Source organism: Sphingomonas sp. ASV193, assembly GCF_040203355.1.
In the GTDB taxonomy this organism is placed as follows: domain Bacteria; phylum Pseudomonadota; class Alphaproteobacteria; order Sphingomonadales; family Sphingomonadaceae; genus Sphingomicrobium.
The window spans coordinates 1-22,509 of record NZ_JBEHBW010000006.1 but is presented as its reverse complement, the minus strand read 5'-3'; the positions used below and the strand labels follow the sequence as shown (position 1 = coordinate 22,509).

At 69.0% G+C, this 22,509-nt stretch carries 23 protein-coding genes and 1 tRNA gene; 12 read left to right on the top strand and 12 right to left on the bottom strand.

Annotated features, from left to right (window positions below):
- Positions 1–46: 46 nt before the first annotated feature.
- Entirely contained in the window at positions 47–1,363 is a 1,317-nt protein-coding gene (locus ABDK56_RS11235) for an APC family permease (protein WP_349808370.1), read from the top strand.
- Here ABDK56_RS11235 and ABDK56_RS11230 read toward each other — a convergent pair.
- Complete coding sequence (locus tag ABDK56_RS11230) at positions 1,302–2,471, bottom strand: aromatic ring-hydroxylating oxygenase subunit alpha (RefSeq protein ID WP_349808369.1); 1,170 nt, start codon at positions 2,469–2,471, stop codon at positions 1,302–1,304. The genes ABDK56_RS11235 and ABDK56_RS11230 overlap by 62 nt on opposite strands.
- An 83-nt stretch (positions 2,472–2,554) precedes the next feature.
- On the opposite strand from ABDK56_RS11230, the gene ABDK56_RS11225 reads away from it, so the two are divergent.
- Positions 2,555–3,382 carry a nickel-binding protein gene (locus tag ABDK56_RS11225; RefSeq protein WP_349808368.1) on the top strand — a complete coding sequence of 276 codons (828 nt, stop codon included), beginning with the start codon at positions 2,555–2,557 and terminating at the stop codon, positions 3,380–3,382.
- Between the two features lie 30 nt (positions 3,383–3,412).
- Here ABDK56_RS11225 and ABDK56_RS11220 read toward each other — a convergent pair whose 3' ends face one another.
- Positions 3,413–5,011 (bottom strand): family 43 glycosylhydrolase, encoded by a 1,599-nt coding sequence (locus ABDK56_RS11220; protein WP_349808367.1) that lies wholly within the window; start codon positions 5,009–5,011, stop codon positions 3,413–3,415.
- A 141-nt stretch (positions 5,012–5,152) separates the two neighbouring features.
- Positions 5,153–5,695, bottom strand: coding sequence for a hypothetical protein (locus ABDK56_RS11215; protein ID WP_349808366.1), 543 nt, complete (start codon positions 5,693–5,695; stop codon positions 5,153–5,155).
- A 239-nt stretch (positions 5,696–5,934) separates the two neighbouring features.
- Here ABDK56_RS11215 and rpsF point away from each other — a divergent pair, with 239 nt between their 5' ends.
- From rpsF to ABDK56_RS11195, 4 genes are all read left to right on the top strand, one after another.
- On the top strand, positions 5,935–6,303 hold the full coding sequence (gene rpsF, locus ABDK56_RS11210; RefSeq protein WP_349808365.1) for a 30S ribosomal protein S6: 369 nt from the start codon (positions 5,935–5,937) through the stop codon (positions 6,301–6,303).
- Between the two features lie 3 nt (positions 6,304–6,306).
- On the top strand, positions 6,307–6,531 hold the full coding sequence (gene rpsR / locus ABDK56_RS11205; protein WP_119533295.1) for a 30S ribosomal protein S18: 225 nt from the start codon (positions 6,307–6,309) through the stop codon (positions 6,529–6,531).
- A gap of 12 nt (positions 6,532–6,543) precedes the next feature.
- Positions 6,544–7,188, top strand: coding sequence for a 50S ribosomal protein L9 (rplI, locus tag ABDK56_RS11200; protein ID WP_349808364.1), 645 nt, complete (start codon positions 6,544–6,546; stop codon positions 7,186–7,188).
- A 152-nt stretch (positions 7,189–7,340) separates the two neighbouring features.
- Complete coding sequence (locus ABDK56_RS11195; protein WP_349808363.1) at positions 7,341–7,730, top strand: hypothetical protein; 390 nt, start codon at positions 7,341–7,343, stop codon at positions 7,728–7,730.
- Between the two features lie 65 nt (positions 7,731–7,795).
- On the opposite strand, the gene ABDK56_RS11190 is transcribed toward ABDK56_RS11195, so the two are convergent.
- A complete protein-coding gene (locus ABDK56_RS11190) occupies positions 7,796–8,434 on the bottom strand; it encodes a glutathione S-transferase family protein (RefSeq protein WP_349808362.1) in 639 nt (212 codons plus the stop codon).
- 24 nt (positions 8,435–8,458) lie between these two features.
- Entirely contained in the window at positions 8,459–8,950 is a 492-nt protein-coding gene (locus tag ABDK56_RS11185) for a DUF6456 domain-containing protein (RefSeq protein ID WP_349808361.1), read from the bottom strand.
- 86 nt (positions 8,951–9,036) lie between these two features.
- On the opposite strand from ABDK56_RS11185, the gene ABDK56_RS11180 reads away from it, so the two are divergent.
- The 3 genes from ABDK56_RS11180 (at position 9,037) to ABDK56_RS11170 (ending at position 10,746) form a co-directional block, all read left to right on the top strand.
- On the top strand, positions 9,037–9,603 hold the full coding sequence (locus ABDK56_RS11180) for a helix-turn-helix domain-containing protein (protein WP_349808360.1): 567 nt from the start codon (positions 9,037–9,039) through the stop codon (positions 9,601–9,603).
- 23 nt (positions 9,604–9,626) lie between these two features.
- The gene (locus ABDK56_RS11175; RefSeq protein ID WP_349808487.1) at positions 9,627–10,577 is read left to right on the top strand and encodes an alpha/beta hydrolase; all 951 of its coding nucleotides are present in this window, start codon (positions 9,627–9,629) and stop codon (positions 10,575–10,577) included.
- Between the two features lie 93 nt (positions 10,578–10,670).
- Positions 10,671–10,746: transfer RNA gene (locus tag ABDK56_RS11170), tRNA-Val, on the top strand.
- A gap of 157 nt (positions 10,747–10,903) precedes the next feature.
- Here ABDK56_RS11170 and ABDK56_RS11165 read toward each other — a convergent pair.
- Positions 10,904–11,842 carry a MarR family winged helix-turn-helix transcriptional regulator gene (locus ABDK56_RS11165; RefSeq protein ID WP_349808359.1) on the bottom strand — a complete coding sequence of 313 codons (939 nt, stop codon included), beginning with the start codon at positions 11,840–11,842 and terminating at the stop codon, positions 10,904–10,906.
- A 138-nt stretch (positions 11,843–11,980) separates the two neighbouring features.
- Between ABDK56_RS11165 and ABDK56_RS11160 the strand changes: the two genes are divergently transcribed.
- Positions 11,981–12,277, top strand: coding sequence for a hypothetical protein (locus ABDK56_RS11160; RefSeq protein ID WP_349808358.1), 297 nt, complete (start codon positions 11,981–11,983; stop codon positions 12,275–12,277).
- On the opposite strand, the gene cysQ is transcribed toward ABDK56_RS11160, so the two are convergent.
- Together cysQ and ABDK56_RS11150 are read right to left on the bottom strand one after the other, a co-directional pair.
- Complete coding sequence (gene cysQ / locus ABDK56_RS11155; protein WP_349808357.1) at positions 12,235–13,062, bottom strand: 3'(2'),5'-bisphosphate nucleotidase CysQ; 828 nt, start codon at positions 13,060–13,062, stop codon at positions 12,235–12,237. The two genes, ABDK56_RS11160 and cysQ, sit on opposite strands and share 43 nt — an antisense overlap.
- 311 nt (positions 13,063–13,373) lie before the next feature.
- Positions 13,374–14,153, bottom strand: a complete 780-nt coding sequence (locus ABDK56_RS11150) for an SDR family NAD(P)-dependent oxidoreductase (protein WP_349808356.1) — start codon at positions 14,151–14,153, stop codon at positions 13,374–13,376.
- A gap of 120 nt (positions 14,154–14,273) precedes the next feature.
- Between ABDK56_RS11150 and ABDK56_RS11145 the strand changes: the two genes are divergently transcribed.
- A complete protein-coding gene (locus ABDK56_RS11145; protein WP_349808355.1) occupies positions 14,274–15,005 on the top strand; it encodes a hypothetical protein in 732 nt (243 codons plus the stop codon).
- On the opposite strand, the gene ABDK56_RS11140 is transcribed toward ABDK56_RS11145, so the two are convergent.
- Genes ABDK56_RS11140 through ABDK56_RS11125 form a run of 4 tightly spaced genes read right to left on the bottom strand, consistent with a single transcriptional unit; the run spans position 15,002 to position 19,947 of the window.
- On the bottom strand, positions 15,002–16,945 hold the full coding sequence (locus ABDK56_RS11140; RefSeq protein WP_349808354.1) for an acetyl/propionyl/methylcrotonyl-CoA carboxylase subunit alpha: 1,944 nt from the start codon (positions 16,943–16,945) through the stop codon (positions 15,002–15,004). The genes ABDK56_RS11145 and ABDK56_RS11140 overlap by 4 nt on opposite strands.
- The gene (locus ABDK56_RS11135; RefSeq protein WP_349808353.1) at positions 16,942–17,424 is read right to left on the bottom strand and encodes a hypothetical protein; all 483 of its coding nucleotides are present in this window, start codon (positions 17,422–17,424) and stop codon (positions 16,942–16,944) included. The genes ABDK56_RS11140 and ABDK56_RS11135 overlap by 4 nt, the downstream gene beginning before the upstream one ends.
- An 11-nt stretch (positions 17,425–17,435) precedes the next feature.
- Positions 17,436–19,037, bottom strand: a complete 1,602-nt coding sequence (locus ABDK56_RS11130; protein ID WP_349808352.1) for a carboxyl transferase domain-containing protein — start codon at positions 19,035–19,037, stop codon at positions 17,436–17,438.
- 37 nt (positions 19,038–19,074) lie between these two features.
- The gene (locus tag ABDK56_RS11125) at positions 19,075–19,947 is read right to left on the bottom strand and encodes a c-type cytochrome (RefSeq protein WP_349808351.1); all 873 of its coding nucleotides are present in this window, start codon (positions 19,945–19,947) and stop codon (positions 19,075–19,077) included.
- 177 nt (positions 19,948–20,124) lie between these two features.
- On the opposite strand from ABDK56_RS11125, the gene ABDK56_RS11120 reads away from it, so the two are divergent.
- Complete coding sequence (locus tag ABDK56_RS11120; protein ID WP_349808350.1) at positions 20,125–22,236, top strand: M13 family metallopeptidase; 2,112 nt, start codon at positions 20,125–20,127, stop codon at positions 22,234–22,236.
- Positions 22,237–22,509 lie beyond the last annotated feature (273 nt).

Sequence of the window (22,509 nt, the reverse complement as noted above, 5' to 3'; positions counted from 1 at the left end):
GCCTAGGCCCGCCCGTCCGTCTTGCCAACCCCGGAGCCGCCGCCCGATGACCCCCGCCCCGCCGCCAGCCCCCGCCCGTCTCGGCCGCTTCATGAGCCTCGCGATGGTCGTCGGCACGATGGTCGGCTCGGGGATCTACCTGCTCCCCGCCACGCTCGCCCCGTCTGGCCGCGCGATCCCCTTCGCCTGGGCGCTGACCATCGCCGGGACGATGACGCTGGCCTGGTGCCTCGCGCGGCTCGCGGCGGCGATGCCCGGCGGCCCTTATGTCCACATCCGCGCCGCGTTCGGCGACCGCGCCGCCTTCGTCACCCTGTGGAGCTACATCGTCTCGCAATGGACCGGGGTCGCCGCGGTGGTCGTCGCGGTCGCGGGCGCGCTCGGCCACGTCTTTCCGGCGGCGGCTGGCGGCGCGGGACTGGTCATCGTCTCGCTCGCCGCGATCGCCGCGCTGCTGGTCGTCAACCTCCAGGGCGCGCGCTCGGCCGGCGGGCTCCAGGTCGCCGCCACGCTGGTCAAGATCGTCCCGCTGCTGCTCGTCGCGCTGATCCTCGCCGCGCGGATCGGCGGCGGCGGCCACGCCGAGCCACTCGCCCCGGTCGCGCTCGGCCCGGCCAGCATCATCGGCGCCGCCGCGCTGATGCTCTTCTCGCTGACCGGGTTCGAGGCCGCGGCGACCACCGCCAAGGTCACCGCCGATTCGCAGGCGGTCGTCCCGCGCGCGACAATGATCGGCACCGGGCTGACCGGCGCGCTCTACTTCATCGCCACCCTCGCCACGCTCGCGATCCTGCCGAGCGCGCTCGCCGTCAATAGCAGCGCCCCCTTCGCAGATGCCATCGCCCCCGCGCTCGGCCCGACCGCGGGGCTGGTCGTCGCGCTGGTCGCGGCGGTGAGCGCGTTCGGCACCGGCAACGCGCTGCTGCTCATCTCGGCCGAAATCAGCCAGTCGCTGGCCGAGGCTGGCGACCTTCCCCCAGCCTTCGCGCGGACCAACGCGCGCGGCGCGCCCGCCCCCGCGCTGTGGCTCGGCGCGGGGATCGCGGCGCTGCTGGTGATCTTCAGCGCCTCGCCCTCGTTCGTCAGCGTCTACATCTTCATCACGCTGATCTCGACCGTCGCGACGCTGCTGCTCTACGCGGTCGCCGCCGCTGCCGCGCTCCGGCTAAAGGTGATGGGCGGCACCGCGTGGATCGCGGTCGTCGGCATTCTTTACGCGGTCGCGATGTTCGTCGGCGCGGGGCTCCAGCCGACGCTGTGGGGAATCGTCCTCGCGCTGATCGGCCTGCCGATCCGCTGGATCAGCCGGCGGCGCTGGCCCAGCCCGGCGGCGGCGGATGCGGCAACCGCGCCTCGGGAATGAAGTCGCGCAGCCGCTTGGCGAAGCTCCTCAGGCAAACCTCGCTTCGCCCGAGCGGTCCCGCCTCGTAGCTCGGGCTTTCCATCCCGGCCTGCACCCGCGCGATCAACTCGGTATCCTCGGCGTTGACCCGCCGGTTGATCCGCCAGTTGAGCGCCCGCGCCGCCTTCATCTGCCGCCTTTCGTCGGGAATCGCATAGCTGATCTCGCGGATCACGCTGGTGCGCGGGCCGGTCGGGATCCACTGCATGAAATCGACCTGGTCGGGGTAGATGTCGAACGCGACGCAGGGGAAGATCTTGTAGTAGAGCCATTTGCGCTGGTGGCTCTCGGGCAGGTGATCGACCCGCGGCAGCAGCGCCTGGTAGGCGCGCTCGCTCGGGTTGGCCGACGGCGTATCGCGAAGCTCGCCCTCCATCCGGTCGACCCACTCGCTCGCCTCGATCGCATAGCTTTTCCCGAACAGGCGGGTCAGCCCCGGATGCCCGACCGGGATGTGGAGATGGTCGCTGTAATTGTCGGCGATCGTCTTCCAGTTGAGGTCGCGCGGTCGAAGCGTCACTCGCCCGATCGCGCGCAACTCCTCGAACCGGTAGGGCGCGACCTCGTCGGCATAGGGCGCCATCATCGCCGCCACGCTCGGCAACCCGTCCTCGAGCCGGACGAACAGGAAGCCATTCCACCGCTCGATCGCCACCGGCTTCAGCCCCAGCGCCGCCGGGTCGAGCCCCGGATAATCGCCCCGGCTCGGCACCCCGACCAGCGCCCCCTGACGATCGTAGCTCCACGCGTGATAGGGACAGGTGAGAAGCTTCGCGCACCCCGCCTCGCCGTCGACCAGCCGCGACCCGCGGTGGCGGCAGACGTTGTGGAACGCGCGCGCCTCGCCGTCGTCGCCGCGCACCACGACGATGCTTTCGCCGAACAGGTCGATCGTCCGCCAGTCGCCCGGCGCGGGAATGTCGCTGTCGTGGCACACCACCTGCGGGCTCGCGCGGAGGAAGGCGCGCAGCTCGGCGGCGTGGCAATCGGCGTCGTGATAGAGCCAGCCGGGAAGCCCGACATCGGCGAGCGGATCGAGGTCCGACGCGAGGGTGAGCGAGGTCGCCATCGGCCGTTCATAGGCCCGTGCCCGATTTTACGCACCCACCAAAAGATGCTAGTCGCGGGGGCGGCAGGAAAGGGGGCCTCGCGATGCCGCTTTATCTCGACGTCCATACCGTCCCTGGGGCCACGGCGGAGGACCTGAAGAAAGCGCACGAGGCCGACCGCGCGGTGCAGGGCCGCTACGGCGTCGACTACCGCAAATATTGGCTCAACGAGAAGTGCGGCAAGGTGTTCTGCCTGGTCGAGGCGCCCAATGTCGAAGCCGCGATCAGGGTTCACCAGGAAGCGCACGGCCTCGTCGCCGAAAAGATCATCGAGATCGACCCCGACATGGCCGACAGCTTCCTCGGCAACACCGGGATCGACAGTGCCGGCTGCGCGCTGTTCCCCGACTCGAAACAGCCCGACACGGCGGTGCGAAGCATCATGTTCACCGACATCGTCGGCTCGACCCACCTTGCGCAGCGGCTCGGCGACGAGGTCGCGCTCGAACTGGTCGACACCCATGACGCGATCGTCCGCGCGGCGGTCGGCGAACATGGCGGGCGGGTGGTCAAGCACACCGGTGACGGGATCATGGCGGTGTTCGTCTCGCCGGTTCAGGCGGTCAAGGCCGCGTGCCGCATCCAGGCCGCGGTCGAAGCGCTGGTGCCGGCCGAGGGCCGCCCCGACTTCAAGGTGCGCATCGGCGCCGCCGCGGGCGAGCCGATCGAGCGCGGCGACGATTTGTTCGGCTCGACGGTCAACCTTGCCGCGCGGCTGTGCGCCCATGCCGAACCCGGCAAGGTGCTGGTCACCAACGGCATCGCCGAGCTGTGCCTCGGCAAGGGGATGAAATTCGCCGACATCCAGCGCGCCGAGCTCAAGGGCTTCGACGAGCCGATCCGCACGCGCGAGGTGCTGCTGACCTGCTGATCCTCGGCGGTCAGCAGCCCTCCCCCGCGCCTAGCCGAGCGCGCGGTAGCGAAAGTCGCGCAGCCGCACCGACCCGGCCCCGCTCGCATAGATCGCGGGGCGAAGCGCGAGGAAGCCGCCGAACGTGTTGTGGTTGTAGCCGGTGACGTCGGTGCGAAGGTCGTTGAGCTGCCAGCTCCGCCCCTCGTCGAGCGAGGTGTAAAAGGTCGCGACCTGCCGCACGTTGGTCATCCGCACCCGCACGTTTCGCGTGGGCATGATCCGGTCCATCCACGGCTGCCGCTCGCCGGAGGTGTAGGTGCGGATCGACTTGCCGTCGAACCCGACTCCGACGAACGCCCGGAAATTGTAGAACAGCGTCAGCCCCGCCTCGACCCCCGGCGACAGGTCGAACGAGACCTCGACCGCGTAATCGCGGTCGGGCGCGGTGATCGTCAGCGGCGCACTGTCCCCCGGCCCGCTCCCCGCCGCCGCCAGCAGCATCCCCGCCCCGTCGAACCGCGTGCGTGACAAGCCCGCCGCGCCGGGGTGGTGAAAGCTCCACTGCGGCCCCAGTCGAGACCCGCGAAAATCGTCCGACAGCGCCATCCCCGCCGCACCCGCCACCCCGCCGCGCGGCTTGGGGATCGGCCGCGACAGGTCGCCGCCGCGCGCGCGCAGCCAGCCGTCGGCGGTCCACTCGACCGGCTCGAGCAGCGCTTGCCGCCCGAGCGGGCGATAGCCGTTCTCGTACCCGTGGTAGACGATCCACCAGTCCCCCGCCGGACCCTCGACCGGGGTGCCGTGCCCGCGCGACCACCATGGCTCGTCCTCGCTCACCGTGCGGACGACCGGGTTGTACGGGCAATTCTCCCACGGCCCGTGGACCGAGCGCGAGCGCGCGACGATGATCATGTGCCCGGTTGGCGGCCCGGCGGTCCCGCCGACCGCGGTGACGAGGTAGAAATAGCCCCCGCGCTTCAGCAGCTTGGGCCCCTCGGGCGCGAAATCCTCGACGATCCAGTCGGCCGGATAGTGCCACGGCTGGTAGGCGGGCTCGACCGGCCCGACCGCTTGGCTCCCGTCGTCGCTCAGGCGCACCTTGCGGATGCCGTTGACGAACAGGTAGCGGTGCCCGTCCTCGCCGACGACATGCCCGGGGTCGATGCACCCGTCGATGCCGATGTCGACCGGCTCGCTCCACGGCCCCTCGGGCCGCGCGGCGGTGGTGACGAAGATCCGGAAGCCGCGCTTTTCGGTCAGCACCGGCATGTAGATGAAGAAGCGCCCGTCGTGCTTGCCGATATCGCACGCCCAGACCGAGCCGATGTTGGCGGTCAGCGCCGGTCCCAGCGGCCGCCAGTTGACGAGGTCGCGGCTGTGCCAGACCATCACCCCGGGAAGCGCCTCGAACGAGGAAAAGGTCATGTAATAGTCGGCGCCGTCGCGGACGATCGTCGGGTCGGGATGGTCGCCGCCGACGATCGGGTTGCGATAGCGCCCGTCGCCGAGATCGGCGATCCGCTGTCCCTCGATCCCGCGTCGCCACGGGTCGCGCGCCGGCGCCACCGCCCGCGCCCCCGCCGGGCTCGCGCTCAGCGCCGCGCCGCCGGCGATCGACGCCAGCATGTCGCGCCGGTCCATCCTCATCACGCTCCCCTCCGATGTTCGCGCTAACACAAAAGCGCCGAAGCCGCCCCGCGTCCACTCTTTTTCGAGCCCATGAAAAAAAGCGCGGCGGGCACCTCGCGATGCCCGCCGCGCCGATCCTGTCGTCGAAGACGCCGCCCTTTAGCGGTAGCGCCCCGGCCCGAACTGGGCGTGGATCACGTTGCCGGTCGGCAGCTGGCATTCGCCGACTCCGCCCGCGACCATGCCCGCGCTCGGCCGCATCAGCGTGAAGTGGCAGCGCATATAGCCGCCCGGTCCCGCCAGGTTGGCGAGCACCTGCCCGCTGTACTGGGTGATCGTCTCGCGCTCGGGACCCCACGGGCCCCATCCGCCCCAGCCCCAGCCGAACGGACGACCGCCCCAGCCGCCGCCCCAGCTGCCGTAGCGGCCATAGCCGAAGCGTCCGCCCCAGCCGTACCACAGCGGGTCGTAGTCCGACATTACCGTGCTTTCCGAGGTGATCTGGAAATAGGGACCCTGGAACACCTGACCGTTGGTCAGCTGCGCGACCATCGAGCCGCGGGTGCCCGCATTTTCGGTCCAGGTGAAGGTGGCCCCGACGCCATTGTTCGAATAGCCGGTCCCCATCCCCGTAGTGGTGCAACCCGCGACCGCGATCGCAGCGAGCGACACGGCGGCCGCCCCGATTGTGAATTTACGCATGAACCTGATCCTTTCCGCCTGATCCTTCCACCGGTATAACGACCGACCTTGCCCCTTGCTCCCTGAACTCGCGCTGACCATCGCGCAAGGACCCGACTTGCCTTTTCGGCGCCATTGCGCGATAGGCGCGCCGTCCGCCGACGGTCTTGGCCGCGGCGGCTCCGCTTTTTTGGAAGACAGCCGGAGGGGCGACCGCATTGGGCGGCGTCAGCGATCGGCCAACATAGGTGCATTGGAACATGCCGCTTTACGAGCATGTTTTCCTCGCGCGTCAGGACCTGGCCCAGGCCCAGGTCGACGCGCTGTCGGAAAACGCCACGAAGATCGTCGCCGACAACGGCGGCAAGGTCGTCAAGACCGAGAACTGGGGCCTGCGCGGCCTCGCTTACCGGATCGCCAAGAACCGCAAGGCGCACTACGTCATGCTCGAGCTGGACGCGCCCGCCGCGGCCGTCGCCGAGCTCGAGCGCCAGACCGGCATCAACGAAGACGTCGTTCGCTACATGACCATCCGCGTCGACGCGCATGAAAACGGCCCGTCGGCGATGATGCGCAAGGCCGAGCGCGACCAGCGCCGCGGTTCGCGCCGCGACGAGCAGGAGGCTTAATCCATGGCCCGTCCGTTTTTCCGCCGCCGCAAGTCGTGCCCCTTCTCGGGCAAGGACGCCCCCCGGATCGATTACAAGGACGTCCGCCTGCTGCAGGGCTTCGTGTCCGAGCGCGGCAAGATCGTCCCGAGCCGCATCACCGCGGTGTCGACCAAGAAGCAGCGCGAGCTGGCCAAGGCGATCAAGCGCGCCCGCCACATCGGCCTGCTCCCCTACGTCGTGAAGTAAGGAGAGGAAGACATGGAAGTCATCCTGCTCGAGCGGGTCGAGAAGCTCGGCCACATCGGTGACGTCGTCACCGTCAAGAACGGGTTCGCCCGCAACTACCTTTTGCCGAACAAGAAGGCGCTTCGCGCCAACGAGTCGAACCGCAAGCTGTTCGAGGCCAATCGCGCCAAGATCGAGGCCGACAACGCCTCGCGTCGCAGCGACGCCGAGACGGCGGCCAAGGACATCGACGGCAAGACCGTCGTCCTCGTCCGCCAGGCGTCGAACACCGGCCAGCTCTACGGCTCGGTCTCGACCCGCGACATCGTCGAGGCGCTCGGCGAGGACGGGGCGAAGGTCTCGAAGAGCCAGATCGTCCTGACCCGTCCGATCAAGGCGATCGGCATGCACGAGGTCAAGGTCGCGCTTCACCCCGAGGTGGCGACCACGATCAAGGTCAACGTCGCCCGCTCGCCCGAAGAGGCCGACCTGCAGGCGCAGGGCGTCGACGTGATGGCCGAGATGTTCGAAAAGGACGAGGCCGGCTTCACCGAGGACTTCGACCCCAACGCCGAGCCGGGCACGATTGCTGGCGAGAGCCAGCAATCTGGCGAGAGCGAGCAATCTGGCGACGAGGCGAAGGCCGCGAAGACCGAGGGCGACGACACCGCTGCCTGAACTCGGCCCTGCCGAGACGCATGACGAGGGGCCGCCGGCGCGATCCGGCGGCCCCTTTTCATTTGGTCGCATACGCCATCGCCCCGTCGCATCGGCGCGGAACGCAACCCCCGCCTCGCCCGCTTGGTCCCGTACAAGCAAGGAGAGAGACGATGGACGACCGCGACACGCAGAACCCGGGATACCAGCAGGACCAGACCGCCTCGCAGGACCAGACCGGTCAGCAGGGCCAGCAGGACACCGCCATGCAGGGCAGCGAAGCCGGCGGCGACAGCTGGAAGTCGGACAGCGCCAACCAGGAAACCGGCCAGGCGAGCTACGGCAATTCGGGCGAGACCGCGCAGGGCGACCAGCTCGGCACCCAGACCCTCGACCGCCAGCAGGACGGCCTGCAGCAGGACGATAGGCAAACCACCAGCGAGCTCGGCGGCGGGCTCGGCGACGACCGCCAGTCGTCGGACCAGGGCTTCATCGGCTCGCAGTCGTCCGAGGACGAGAGCGACCAGCTGATCAACCGTAACCCGCCGCTCGACGGCGAATAAGCGCGCCTGAACCCGCGCACGACGGCCGCGCCTCTCTCCCCTCGAGAGGCGCGGCCGTTTCATTGTCAGCGCGCCAAAAAGCCCCGCTCGCGCGCGATCGTCGGCGCGAAGCTCGGCCGCGCGTGCATCCGCTCGGCGAAATCGGTGACCCGCGGGTAGCGCGCCGGGTCGATTTCGACCCCCGCATGGCCAAGGTTGACCAGCGGACTCGCCACTGCGACGTCGGCCAGCGTCAGCCCGTCCCCGACCAGCCAGCCGCCCTCGGGAATCACCCGCTCGAGATAGTCGAGCAGCGGCGGCAGCTCATCACGCTCGGCCGCGTCGGCGAGCGCGAGGTCGCCGTCGCGCTTGAGGAAGCGCGGCGCCACCACCCGGTTGAAGAACATTTTGCCCGCGCAGCCCACGAGCAGCGTGTCGGCGAACTCGTCGAACCACACCACCCGCCCGCGTGCCTCGGGATCGGCCGGGATCAGCGCGGGCTCGGGAAATTTCGCTTCCCAGTAATGGACGATCGCGCTCGAATCGGCGAGCCGATAGTCGCCGTCGGCCAGCGCGGGCATCTTGCCGAACGGGCTCGCCTCGCGGAACGCCGGGTCGGGATCGCCGATCCCGACCGCCTTGACCTCGAGTCCGATGCCCTTCTCGCCCGCCACCGCGACCGCCTTGCGAACGAACGGCGAAAAGGTCGAACCGTAGAGGATCATGGCAAGGCTCCTTAGACCCGGACGTCAGGCGATGCGGTAATAGTCGGCGACCCGGTCGAGCGCCAGCGTCAGCACCAGCTTGCCCGCGCGCGCCGGCCAGCCGAGCGCGCTCTCGGCCTCGCGCATCCCCTCGCCCGCGCACACGATCCGCCACAAAATGTCGGACAGCCCCGGTCCTGCCGCGCCGATCGCCGCGTCGAACCGCGCGCGCGCGTCGATCTGGCTCCCACTGAGGTCGATCCCCCCGCCGCTTCCCCCGCGTCCGCGCGCGACCGGCGCGGCGTCCCAGCGCATCGTCGTTCGCTGGCCCAGCTGCCCGCGCTCGTAATCGGCGCGGATCCGCTCGCCCGCGTCGAACTGGCGGCGGCTGAGGTGCCCGCGCGCGAACAGCCAGCCGAGCGGGCTTTCGGCCAGGTTGACCGTCACCGACCGCGCGCCCCGCCGCGCCCCGCCGCGTTCGGCCCGGATCCCCTGTTCGATCGCCCGTTCGACCAGCAACCGCTTCGCCTGTGCCATGCCATGCTCCTCCCGATTCGCCGGGGTCTTGCCATGCGGGCTAATCTGTAGGACAGTAAAAAACCGCTTTGGTTAGGGGATACTCGGTGATCACGCGAATTCGCGAAGTACGGAAGGCCAAGAAACTCACCCTCGACGACGTCGCCGCGCGCTGCGTTCCGCCGACCACGCCGCAGACCATCGGCCGGCTCGAAACGGGCACCCGCACCGTGTCGGTCGGCTGGCTCAACCGGATCGCCGACGCGCTCGGGGTCGACGCCAGCGAGCTGGTCGCGACCGCCCGCTCGACCGATCTCGCCGTCGCCGCGGTGCTCGGCGCGTCGGGGCAGGCGGTCGCTCCGCGCCGCGCCCAGCTGCTCGTCCCGCCCAAGCCCGCCGCCGGGATGATGGCGCTCAGCGTCGCCGCCTCGATCGGCGACTATCGCGCGGGCGACGAGATCTGGCTCGAACCGCTCGATCCCGCGCACTACGGCCGCGCCCTCAACCGCGACGTGCTCGTCCCCCGCCCCGCCGGCCGCTTCCTGTTCGGCCGGATGATCGACCGTGACGGCGGCAAGGCGCTCATCCTCCCGTTCGGCGCCGGCGCGCGCCAACAGGTCGTCACCGACCCCGCCTGGCTCGCCGTCGCCGTTCGGCTCGTCCGCGCGCTGTAAGAGCGATGATCGTCGCGTTGAAGGTGCTCGCCGCCGTCGCGCTTGCCGCCACCGCTCCAGGCGCGAGCCCCGCGCATATCGCGCAGACGATCGGCCACTGGGCCCCGCCGCACGGTCTTCGGCAAGAGCCGCTCTGGCCGTCAGCCCCGTCTGACGCGCGCCGCCCCGCTGGACCGCCAGAGCATAGCGAGACCGGGACCAACCCCAAGCGGTTCGCCGGGCGCCCGGTGACGGGGGTCTATGATGTCGCCATCCCTGCGCTCACCATCTTCCCGCCGACCGCGCGCTCGCGCCATGCCGCCGTGCTCGTCTTCCCGGGCGGCGGCTTCAAGCAGCTGGCGATCGACCTCGAAGGTAGCGAAGCCTGCGACTGGTTCGCGGCGCGCGGCTTCACATGCGCGTTGGTCAAGTATCGCGTGCCTGATAGCGACCACCATTACGACCCCGCCTGCGACTGCGGCGTGACCCCCGCCCGTCTGACCGCGTGGCAGGATGCCCAGCGCGCCATCCGCATCGTCCGCGCGCGCGCCGCGACCCTCGCGGTCGATCCGCGCCGCGTCGGGGTTGCCGGCTTTTCCGCCGGCGGCTTTCTCGTCGCCCGCGTCAGCAACATGGTGGAACCCGCCTATGCCCGGACCGACGCGATCGACCGCGCCAGCAGCCGTCCCGATTTCGCGATTGCGCTCTATCCCGGCCACCTGTGTCGCGACGGCCGATCGTTCGATCCTGGCTTAGCGGTGCGCAAGGACGCCCCGCCGACCTTCCTGGTGGCTGCCTGGAACGACCCGACCGACCCGACCTGCAACAGTACCCAATATGCACGCGCGCTCGCCGAGGCCGGAGTCCCGGCCGAAGTCCATCTGTTTGCGCGGGGCGGACATGCCTTCGGACTGAGGCCCACCGGCTCGCCCGTCGATCACTGGCCGGATCTTCTGGAAGCGTGGCTCGATCGCCTCCTGCCCGCGGAAAAATAAGCGCCCGACCACAGGAGGATCGCCAGACGAATCCGGCCGACCGGCTTGCCCGGAAGTCCGCCCCGTGCCATCGGCGCGGGCATCGCATCGCGCGGGCGCTTAGCTCAGTTGGTAGAGCGCTTCCTTTACACGGAAGATGTCGGCGGTTCGAGCCCGTCAGCGCCCACCATCGATCCAAACCCAATGTCCGGGGGGACATTGGGTTTGGATCGATCCGGAGCGAAGCGAAGGCAACGTCCCGAACCGTCCGGGGGACATTGGTTTTGGATCGATCCGCAGCGAAGCGAAGGCCGCGCCTCGTCACCCGCGCGCCCGCCTCCCGCCGCTCAGATCGCCGCCGCCGCCCCCACCTCGCCGAAGTAGCGCCGCATCGCCTCGCTCGCCGGCGGCGCGAGCTCGATGAACACCCGCCGCCCGTCGTGCGGGTCGGGCCGCCGCACGAACAGCCCGGCGTCGGTCATCGTCTTGAGCCAGCGCAGCGCGGTCGTCGGCGGTACCGCCGCGGCGATGCACAGGCTGCTCACCGGCACGCGGTGCTGCGCGATCTCGGCCTGCAGCAGGTCGAGCAGCATGTCCCACGCCGGGTCGGCGAACAATTCCTCGTCGAAGAAGCGGCTGCGCAGCCGCCGCGCACGGATCACCGCGCGGACCGTGTCGCCCGACAAAGGCGCGACGTCGCCGACCGGCGCGACCGGTTTCTCGACCAGCGCCGCGCTCGCCCCCGGCCCGCTCGACAGCCGGGCGAGCGTCGCCGCGATCCGGCTGACCTCGTCGCTCAGCTGGCGAAGCCGCGCGCTCGACGGTTCGCTGGTGACGTCGCTGACCCGCGCCGCGCGCCCGGCCCCGGTCATCGCCACCGCCATCGACGCGGCGCGCTCGATATCGCTCGGCGCGATCAGCACGTCGGCGTTAGGCGACCCGACCCGCGCGGTGACGAGGTCGATCAGCGTCGCCGGCGCGGCGATCCGCACCGGGAAACGCTCCTCCTCGGCGCGCCGGTCGAGCGCGTCGAGCAGCCGGTCGAACGCCCCGGCCCGCGGCTCGTCGCCAAGCTCGACCCAGATCAGCCCCGCCGCGGGTTGGCTCTCGACCCGCTCGGCGATCGCCGCCGGGTCGAGCGCCTCATATTCGAAGGCGCGGTGCCCTGAATCGATCGCGACCGCCGCCGCGCGCCGCCGCGCCTCGCGATCGGTCCCCGCGACCAGCAGCAGCGGCGCATCGCCGATGCCACTTGCTCCATATTCGACCTGCCCCTGGATGCCCATAAACGCCCCTTCCGTTAAAGGAAAAGCACCGAGCGGGATGGGTTTAGACACGAAAGCGGAGCGAAGTCAGGCCCCTAATCGTCCGTTTCGGTGCGTGAAGCCGAACTCCATCAACCGCCGCCGCCACAGGACGCCGCGATGACACCGATCGATCGACAGGGAATGGCCGCCGCCTCGCGCGCCCGCTGGCTGGCCGAGCTCGACCAAGCCCTCGCCGAAAGCGAGCGCCTCGCCGAGACTCTCGCCGCCGACCCGGCGCATGCCGCCGACCTCGCCACGCTCAGCGCCAACATCGTCCGGCTTCGCGCCGAGGTCGAGCAGCTTCGGCGCGGGCTGCGCTGGAAGGGTGAAACATTCCATCCGAAACGGACCAGAAAGCCCGCCAAAGGGCCTCAGACGCCTTCGGGCAGATCCCCGCCGCCCGAAAAGGGCTGAAGATAGGGCCCGATCGCGGGCGCCGCCCAACCGCCGGTCGCGCAGAAGCCGCGGTTGAGGAACGCCGGCTTGCCATAGGCCAGCGGCGCGCCGTCGGGCCCGTCGACCCGTCCTCCGGCCGCCAGCAGCACCGCGTGCCCCGCCGCCGTGTCCCACTCGCTGGTCGGCGACAGCCGCGGGTAGAGGTCCGCGCCCCCCTCGGCGACGATGCAGAATTTGAGGCTCGACCCGACCGAGACATAATCGTCCCCGCCCTCGACCGCGGCGAGGTAATCGGCGGTCGGCTGCGAAAAGTGCGACTTGGACGCGACCGCCACCGGCCGCCCGGCCAGCGCGCGGGTCGAAATCCGCCGCCGCGCCCCCGCTCCCTCCTTGAACGCATGGTCGCCGACGATCCCCGCCCACAGCAAGTCGCGCGACGGCTGGTAGACCACCCCGAGCACCGGCACGCCGCCCGCGATCAGCCCGATGTTGACCGTATAATCGTCGCCCCCGCGGACGAACTCCTTGGTCCCGTCGAGCGGATCGACCAGGAAAAACGTGTCGCCGTGCGCGGGGATCCGCCCGACCGCGACTTCCTCCTCGGCAATCACCGGCACATCCGGCGCGGCGGCGGCGAGCGCGCCGAGGATGACCCGCTCGGCCGCCCGGTCGCACACCGTCACCGGCGAGGCGTCGGACTTGTGCTCGACCTCATACCCCCGCGCGACCAGCGCGAGGATCTCCGCCCCCGCCCCCCGCGCGGCGGTCACGAGCGCTTCGAGAAGGGCGGGATAGTCGGTCATCGAATCCCGTCCTCGCACCCGGCGCGAAGCGCCGCAAGCGCGAACGCGCGCCCGAGCTTATGCGTGGAAGCCAAGCAACCGGCGCGCAGCGCCGCAAGGCCAAACGGCCGCCGGCCCTTATTGGGCCGAAGCCAAGCGGGGCGGACGCCCCGCGCCCGGCGTCTGAGGGGCGAAACATAATCCTTCTTAAAACGACGCGGCGTTAATCCGCGCCGTCGGTCCTGTCGCCGAGACGGCGCAGGCCGTCCGACCCCGCTGATCTCTCCGCGCAGCGCCGGCGGCGGCTTCGCCACCGGCGACGCTGCGCTCGGTCAGCGGGGCTGCATCCTGATCCCTCCATCCAGCCGGATCGCCTCGGCGTTGAGGTAGACGTTCTCGACGATGAACACCGCCAGCCGCGCATATTCCTCGGCCATGCCGAGCCGCTTGGGGAACGGCACCTGCGCGCCCAGCGCATCCTGCACCTGCTGCGGCATCATCGCCACCATCGGCGTCTTGAACACGCCCGGCAGGATGGTGTTGACCCGCACCCCGTCGTTCATCAGGTCGCGCGCGATCGGCAGCGCCATGCCCAGCACCCCGCCCTTCGACGCGCTGTAGGCCGCCTGCCCGATCTGCCCGTCCTGCGCGGCGACGCTGGCGGTGTTGATGATCACCCCGCGCTCTCCGTCGTCCAGCGGCTCGGCCTGCACCATGCCGTAGGCCGAGTTGGCGATGCAGCGGAAGGTGCCGACCAGGTTGATCCCGATCGCCAGCTCGAACTGGTGCATCGGGTAGCGCTTGGGCTCCTTGGTCTCCTTGTCGCGCCCGACCGTCTTGACCGCGTTGGCGACCCCCGCGCAGTTGACCAGGATCCGCTCCTGCCCATGCGCCGCGCGCGCCTTGTCGAACGCCGCCGCGACCTTTTCGTCGCTGGTCACGTCGACCTCGCAGAAGACGCCGCCGATCTCGCCCGCGACCTTCTCGCCGCGCTCGACGTCGCGGTCGAAGATGGCGACCTTCGCCCCCTTCGCCGCCAGCGCCCGCGCGGTCGCCTCGCCAAGCCCCGATGCCCCCCCGGTGACGACGGCGGCACTCGCTTCGATCTTCATTCCATTCTCCTGTGGCGATGTTCTTCCCGCCTTCCACCAAAGCCGGCATCGGCGCAATGCCCGCGCCCGGTTGCGCCCGCCGCGCCGCGCGATAGTCTCTCGCGCGACAGGGGGAACAGGATGAGCGAAGACCAGCCAGCCGCCGAGCCCGCGCGACCCGCCGAACCGCCGCCCGTGCCGCGCCGGCACGACAATGTCTGGCGCGAAATCGCGATCGTCGTCATCGGCGTGTTCATCGCGCTGATCGCTCAGCAGCTGGTCGACGAATGGCAGTGGCGGCAGAAAGTCGCTTCGGCGAAGCAGGCGATGAACGAAGAGCTGCTTTGGGACGACGGTCCCCAAATCGTCCAGCGCGCGGCGATGCACGACTGTCTGGTCCGCCAGGCCGCCGCGATCCGCGACGCGGTCGAAACCGACCAGCCGCGCGCCGAGGTCTGGCGCCGGATCGACGGCTACTGGCTCCAGCCGGTGACCTACGATACCGTCGCGCACGACGCGGCCACCGCTTCGGACATTGCATCTCACCTCACCCTCGACGAGATGCGGCCCTACACGCTCGCCTATGGGACGATGCCGGCTTACTCGCGCGCAGCCGATGACGAGGTGGCGAATCTGGCCAGGCTCCACGCCCTGCGCCGCACCGGCGCCGCGCTGAGCGAGGCGGAAAGCAGCAACCTGCTTATGGCGCTCGAATATCTGCGGCAGGACGAGCAACTCATCGCCGAGGGAACGCGCTGGACCATTCCGCAAATCGTCAAGCTCGGCCGGATCGACCCCGTAAGGACCGGCCATTTCATCGACGAGGCCCGACGCCACTACGGCGACTGCGTGCACCAGCCCCGCTTCCTCTAGTCGCCCGCTTTCTCGATCCGCGCCAGAACCGCGTCGACCGCGACCTGCGCGCCCTCGCTGGCGTTGAGTTCGGCCACCGTCCCGTCGAACGGCGCGGTCAGCCCATGCTCCATCTTCATCGCCTCAAGCGTCAGCAACCGTTGCCCCTTCGCAACCTTGTCGCCCGCCGAAACCTCGACGCTGGTCACCTTCCCCGGCATCGGCGCGATGATGGCGCCGTCGCCAGCGGAGCCTCCGACGGTCCCGCGATACTCCAGTCGATAATCGAATGCCGCACCACTCTCGACGAGAAGAACCTCTCGGGCATCGACCGTATCGGAATACGACCCGACACTCGGCTCCCAATTAGTCCCGGCGTCATAGAGCGCCACATCGAAATCGATCGGGACCGAGGTTCCATTCTCCAGAAGATTGACGGTGAAGCGCGGTTTGGCGTTCAACCGAAATCCCGAAAGGCCGCGATCAGCGCGAAGGCTGCGATGATAATATTGTTCAGGGTCCGACCAGTATGACTGGATGAACTTTTCGGCCGCTTCCTGACGGAGGAGCTCGCTCGCCACCGGATTTTCGATCAGCTGATTGAGATTGTCGCCGATGAAACTCGTCGTAATCCTGCCTTCGTGGAAATCATCTTCGTCACAAAGGCGGACTAGAAACCACGCATTCGTTTTTACCGGGCTGCACGAGACTTCTTCGCAAGCACCCGCAAGGACATCCAACGCAATCTCACGCTCGTTCGCGTGTACGACCAGCTTGGCGATCATCGGATCGTAGAACGATGAAATTTCATCCTTTTCTTCGACGCCCGTTTCGACACGCACCGGGTGACCATCGACATGCTCTGGTAGCGAGAGATAATCCAACCGCCCCACGCTTGGCAAAAACCCCTTCGCCGGGTCCTCCGCGTAGAGCCGCGCCTCGATCGCCCAGCCGTTTATCTCGAGCTCGTCCTGCCGCTTGGGCAGCGGCTCCCCGCTCGCCACGCGGAGCTGCCATTCGACCAGGTCCTGGCCGGTGATCTCCTCGGTCACCGGATGCTCGACCTGCAGCCGCGTGTTCATTTCCATGAACCAGATGCGGTCCGCCTTCAGCCCGTCCGACGCGTCGGCGATGAACTCGATCGTCCCCGCCCCCTCGTAGTTCACCGCCTGCGCCGCGCGCACCGCCGCGCCGCACACCGCCGCGCGCGTCGCCGCGTCCATGCCGGGCGCAGGCGCCTCCTCGATCACCTTCTGGTGCCGCCGCTGCAGCGAGCAGTCGCGCTCGAAGAGATGGACGACGTTGCCATGGCTGTCGCCGAACACCTGCACCTCGATATGGCGCGGGCTCTCGATCCATTTTTCGAGCAGCACCACGTCGTTGCCGAACGACGACGCCGCCTCGCGCCTGCAGCTCTCCAGCGCGTCGTCGAAATCCTGATGCGCATCGACCTTGCGCATTCCCTTGCCGCCGCCCCCCGCGACCGCCTTGATGAGAACCGGAAACCCGATCGCCTCGGCCTCCGCCTTCAGCCGCGCGGGCGACTGGTCCTCGCCCAGATAGCCCGGCGTCACCGGCACCCCGGCCTCGGCCATCAGCGCCTTGGCCGCGTCCTTCAGCCCCATCGCGCGGATGCTGTCAGGCTTTGGCCCGACCCAGATGAGCCCCGCGTCGATCACCGCCTGCGCGAAGTCGGCATTCTCGCTGAGGAACCCGTACCCCGGATGGATCGCCTCCGCCCCGGTCGCCTTCGCCGCGGCGATGATCTTGTCCCCGACGAGATACGACTCCCGCGCCGGCGACGCCCCAATGTGCACCGCCTCATCGGCCATCCGCACGTGCAGCGCCTTGGCGTCCGCATCCGAATAAACCGCGACCGTGCGCACCCCCATCGCGCGGGCGGTGCGGATGATGCGGCAGGCGATCTCGCCGCGGTTGGCGATGAGGAGAGACTGGATCAAGGAAGATGCTCGTTACTTGGGTCCGCCACCGTCGGTGCGCCGAGCGCATCGCACTGGTCGAGCGCGACCATGGTGAAACCGAATGAGGTGATGCGCCAACCGTCCTTGCCTTCGACGAGGGTGGCGTTGTCGATGCCGCAATGCGATTTGCGACCGTCGATCCAGAAGCTGTAGGGCACCCAGACCTGCGCGTAGCGCCCGTTCTGGAGGACGTTCGGGATGGCGAACGGTTCTTGGTACTTCGACTTGGTCTTCAGGTGCGCGACCATCTGGTCGAGCGTGCGCCGCTGGGTCATGCCGCTGCGCATGTCGACGATGTCGAAGCGTGCGTCGGGATCGAATCCTTCCCGCGCCGTCTTTTCGTCGCCCGCGAGTAGCGCGTCGAGCGTGTGGCGCACGGCGTAGATGATTTGTGTCCGGTCGTCGCCCGGAAGCGGCGGCGGAACGAGCATGGCGGCAGCGGCGGCAAGCAGGATCATCACGGCTTTCCTTACATCCTGAACACGCCGAACGACGCGCGTTCGGGGATCGACGCGTTGAGGCACGCCGCGAACGCCAGCCCCAGCACGTCGCGAGTCTGCGCCGGGTCGATGATGCCATCGTCCCACAGGCGCGCGGTGGCGTGCCACGGCGACCCTTGCGCCTCGTAATCGTCGCGGATCGGCTCCTTGAACGCCTCGGCCTCCTCGGGCGTCCAGGTCGCCGCATCGCGATGCACCGTCGCCAGCACCGACGCCGCCTGCTCCCCGCCCATCACCGAGATGCGCGAGTTCGGCCAGCTGAACAGGAACCGCGGCGAGTAAGCGCGCCCGCACATCCCGTAATTGCCCGCGCCGAAGCTCCCGCCGATCAGGATCGTCACCTTGGGCACGCTCGCCGTCGCCACCGCCGTCACCAGCTTCGCGCCATGCTTGGCGATTCCCTCGGCCTCGTACTTCCCGCCGACCATGAACCCGGAGATATTCTGCAGGAACAGCAGCGGGATTCGCCGCTGGCACGCCAGCTCGATGAAATGCGCCCCCTTCTGCGCGGACTCGCTGAACAGCACCCCGTTGTTCGCCAGGATCGCGACCGGCATCCCCCAGATATGCGCGAAGCCGCAGGTCAGCGTCGTCCCGTACAGCGCCTTGAACTCGTGGAACTCGCTCCCGTCGACCAGCCGCGCGATCACCTCGTGCACGTCATAGGGCGCGCGCACGTCCTCGGGGATCAGCGCGTATAATTCCTCCGCGTCATACAGCGGCGGCCGCGGCTCGCGCGTCTCGATCCCCGCCCCCGTCTCGGCGCCGAGATGCGACACGATATCGCGCACGATCGTCAGCGCGTGCTCGTCGTTCTCGGCGAGATGATCGACCACGCCGCTTTTGCGCGCGTGGAGGTCGCCCCCGCCCAGCGCCTCGGCCGAAATCTCCTCCCCCGTCGCCGCCTTCACCAGCGGCGGCCCGGCGAGGAAGATCGTCCCCTGCTCGCGAACGATCACGCTCTCGTCGCTCATCGCCGGGACGTAGGCCCCGCCCGCGGTGCAGCTTCCCATCACGCACGCGATCTGCGCGATCCCCTTCGCGCTCATCTGCGCCTGGTTGTAGAAAATCCGCCCGAAGTGATCGCGGTCGGGAAACACCTCGGCCTGGTGCGGCAGGTTCGCGCCGCCCGAGTCCACCAGGTAGACGCACGGCAGCCGGTTGGCCTCGGCGATCTCCTGCGCGCGAAGATGCTTCTTGACCGTCATCGGGAAGTAAGTCCCGCCCTTCACCGTCGCGTCGTTGGCGACGATCATCACCTGCCTGCCCGACACGCGCCCGATCCCCGCGATCATCCCCGCGCCGGGCACTTCGCCGTCATAGAGGTCGTTCGCCGCCAGCTGCCCGATCTCGAGCAGCGGCGAACCCGGATCGAGCAGCCGCTCGACCCGCTCCCGCGGCAGCAATTTCCCGCGCGCCACATGCCGCTCGCGCGCCTTGTCCGATCCCCCCAGCGCCGCCTTCGCGACATCCGCGCGCAGCCGCTCGACCAGCGCCCGGTTATGCGCCCCCCGCGCCCGCGCCTCCGCACCGTTGAGGTCGACATTGCTGTTCAGTCGGGGTCCGCTCATGCGCCCCGGACTAGCCGCACATTCGGGCGATGCAAAGCTATTGCAGCCGCGCCGCGCGGGCCTTCACATAAGCGACCACTGCCGCGCGCTCGTGCGGCGTGAAATAGGCGAAGTGTCCCTTGCCCACCAGGCTCATCAGCCCCAGGTCGCGCGGCGTCCGCCCCTGTCCGCTGGTCAGCAGCCGGGTCAGCTCGGCGTCGGAATAGCTCGCGGCGATGGTCAGGTTCGGGGTCGACACGCCCTTCCCGAAATCGGGCACGCCGCTGAGGTCCGGGCCATGGCATTCGGCGCACGTGTTGGATGCCAGATAGCGGCCGAGCGCATAGCGCGGCCCCAGGTCGACCGGGACGAGCTGCTTGTACTGCGCGACATAATAGCTTTCGGGATGCTCCTCGCCCCTGGCGACCATCGCCTTGGCCTTGGCGCTCATGGCTGGCGGCGGGGTCTGGGCGCCGGCGGCCTTGACCGTCCGCAGGTGCGCGATCAGCGCGTTCACGTCGGCCTCGCTCAACCGCTGGAAAACCTTCGACGGCATGACCCACAAGTCGCCGCGCGTCGGATGCACCCCGTCACGCAGCAGGCGCCGCAGCTGCGCGTCGCTCATCGTCGGCAGGACGCGGGTCAGGTTCGACGCATAAAGCTTGCCCATGTCGGGCGTGTCCTCGTTGAACCACGCGCCCTCCAGATTTTCCTGGTGACAGCCGCGACAGCCGAGCACGTGGCTCAGCCGCTCGCCATGCGCCCGCATCGCGGCCGCGTCCCCGCCCGCGCCGTCGAAGCTGAGCCCCGCCGGAGTCGCGCCGATCAGCGGCCGCGCCGGCGCCGCCTCCGCCGATTTCTTGTTGCACGCCGACAGGCCAGGGGCGAGCGCCAATGCGATCGCCGCCAAGGCGATGACCGATCGATTCATCGTCACCCCCCGTGTTCGACTCGTCCTCTACCATGAACGCCGAAGCACCGCGACTCCCCCGTTCGTCGAAGGTGTCCGCCCTTCCCGCCCGCCCCCGCTTGCAAAGCGCGGCGAACCGGCGCAGCGACAGCCGCAACGAGAAATAGGCCAACGCCGATTACAGGAGAGCCCTGCCCCATGTCGCCCCAGTCGCTGCTGTCCCCCACCCGCACCCTCGCGCTGATGCTGTCGGCCGCCACCCTCGCGCTCGGCGTCGGCGCGTGCCAGCAGGCCGCCACCAACAACGCGGCCGCCGCCGCCGCCGCGCCGCACAGCGCCTCGGGGCTTCAGCTCGGCTGGATCGACAAGAGCGTGAAGCCGGGCGACGACTGGTACCAGTACGGCAACGGCGGCTTCCTCAAGTCGACCCAGATCCCCGCCGACCGCTCGTCGGTCGGGGCCTTCTACATCGCCGACCAGAAGCGCGAGGCCGATACCAAGGCGCTGTTCGACAAGATACTGTCGGGCTCGCCCGCCGCGGGGTCGAACGACGCCAAGATCAAGGATTATTACAACGCCTATCTGAACACCGACGCGATCGACAAGGCGGGGCTCGCCCCGGCCAAGGCCGATCTCGACGCGATCGCCGCGATTAGCGACAAGACCGCGCTCGCCCGCGCGATCGGCGCCTCGCTTCGCGCCGAGCTCGACCCGCTCAACAACGTCAATTTCGACACCGACCACTTGTTCGGCTTCTTCATCAGCCAGGGCCTCAACACCCCGGGCGAACAGCTGCCCTACATCCTCCAGGGCGGGCTCGGCATGCCCAGCCCCGAATATTACAGCTCGGCCGATCCCAAGATGGCGGGCATCCGCGCCAAATATCACGACTATGTGCAGACGCTGATGCAGGCCGCGGGCAACCCCGACCCGAAGGGCGCCGCCGACCGCATCCTCGCGCTCGAGACCAAGATCGCTGCGGGCAGCGAAACCCCGGAGCAGATGAACGACTACGCCCATTCGGCGACCATCTGGACCCGCGACCAGCTCAAGCAGAACGCCCCCGGCCTCGACTGGGACGCGCTGCTCGCCGCCGCGCAGATGGGCAGCGTCAACAAGTTCCAGGCCTACAGCGCGCCCTCGATCCCCAAGATCGCCGCGCTGGTCGGGTCCGAGCCGCTCGATTCGTGGAAGGACTGGATGACCTTCCATCAGCTGAACGAGTTCGCCTCGGTCCTGCCCAAGCCGATCCGCGACGCCAGCTTCGCCTTCCACGGCCAGGCGCTCAACGGCATCCCGCAGCAGCGCCCGCGCGACGCGCTCGCGCTCAACGCCACCTCCTCCGCGCTCGAGGACGCGGTCGGCAAGGCCTATACCGACGCCTATTTCCCGGCCAGCTCGAAGGCCGACATCCAGAAGATGGTGACCGAGATCAAGGCCGCCTTCGCCAAGCGCGTCCAGGCGCTCGACTGGATGGCCCCCTCGACCAAGGCCGAGGCGATCAAGAAGGTCGAAGGCATCATCGTCGGCGTCGGCTATCCCGACAAGTGGCGCGACTATTCGTCGCTCTCGATCAGCCCGACCGACCCCTACGCCAACGCCAAGGCGGTCTCGGCCTATAATTACAAGGACCAGCTCGCCAAGATCGGCAAGCCGATGGATCGCGGCGAATGGTGGATGCCCGCGCAGCTGGTCAATGCGGTCAACCTGCCGGTGCAGAACGCGCTCAACTTCCCCGCCGCGATCCTCCAGCCGCCCTTCTACGTCGCGGGTGCCGACCCGGCGTACAACTATGGCGCGATCGGCGCGGTGATCGGGCACGAGATCAGCCACAGCTTCGACAATGGCGGCGCCGCGTTCGACGCCACCGGCAACATGCGCAACTGGTGGACCCCGGCCGACTTCGCCCATTTCGAACAGTCGTCGGCGGCGCTCGCCGCGCAGTACGACGCCTATTCGCCCTTCCCGGGGATCCATGTGAACGGCAAGCAGACGCTGGCCGAGAACATCGCCGACGTCGCCGGGCTGTCGGCTGCCTACCAGGCCTATCACGACAGCCTCGGCGGCAAGCCCGCCGCGACGGTCGACGGCTACACCGGCGACCAGATCTTCTTCCTCGCCTTCGACCAGACCTGGGTCGGCAAGATGCGCGACGAAGTGATGCGCCGCATCATCGCCACCAACGGCCACTCCCCCGACATCTACCGCGCGCTGACGGTGCGCAACGTCGACGGCTGGTACAACGCCTTCAACGTGAAACCGGGCGAGAAGCTGTATCTGGCGCCGGATAAGCGGGTGAAGGTTTGGTGAGCCAAAGGCGCCGAGTGTAGCGACGCCGGCGCGCAGCGCCGCCGGAGCAGCGCGAAGAGACGCCGCAGGCCGGCCGACCGGCGCGCAGCGACCGGATCGACGTCACGGATTTACTTCGTGACGGCCCTCGAGCGAATGTCCGCTTCCGACCCATTCCAGACGTCTAGATCATCTTCGAGATGGGCTTATTTCGTCGCCTCGGCATGCACCCGCGTAGCGAAATTCGGTTTCCATCCGAGAGTGCAGTCGCTGTCCATTTCTGACTTCTGCTCG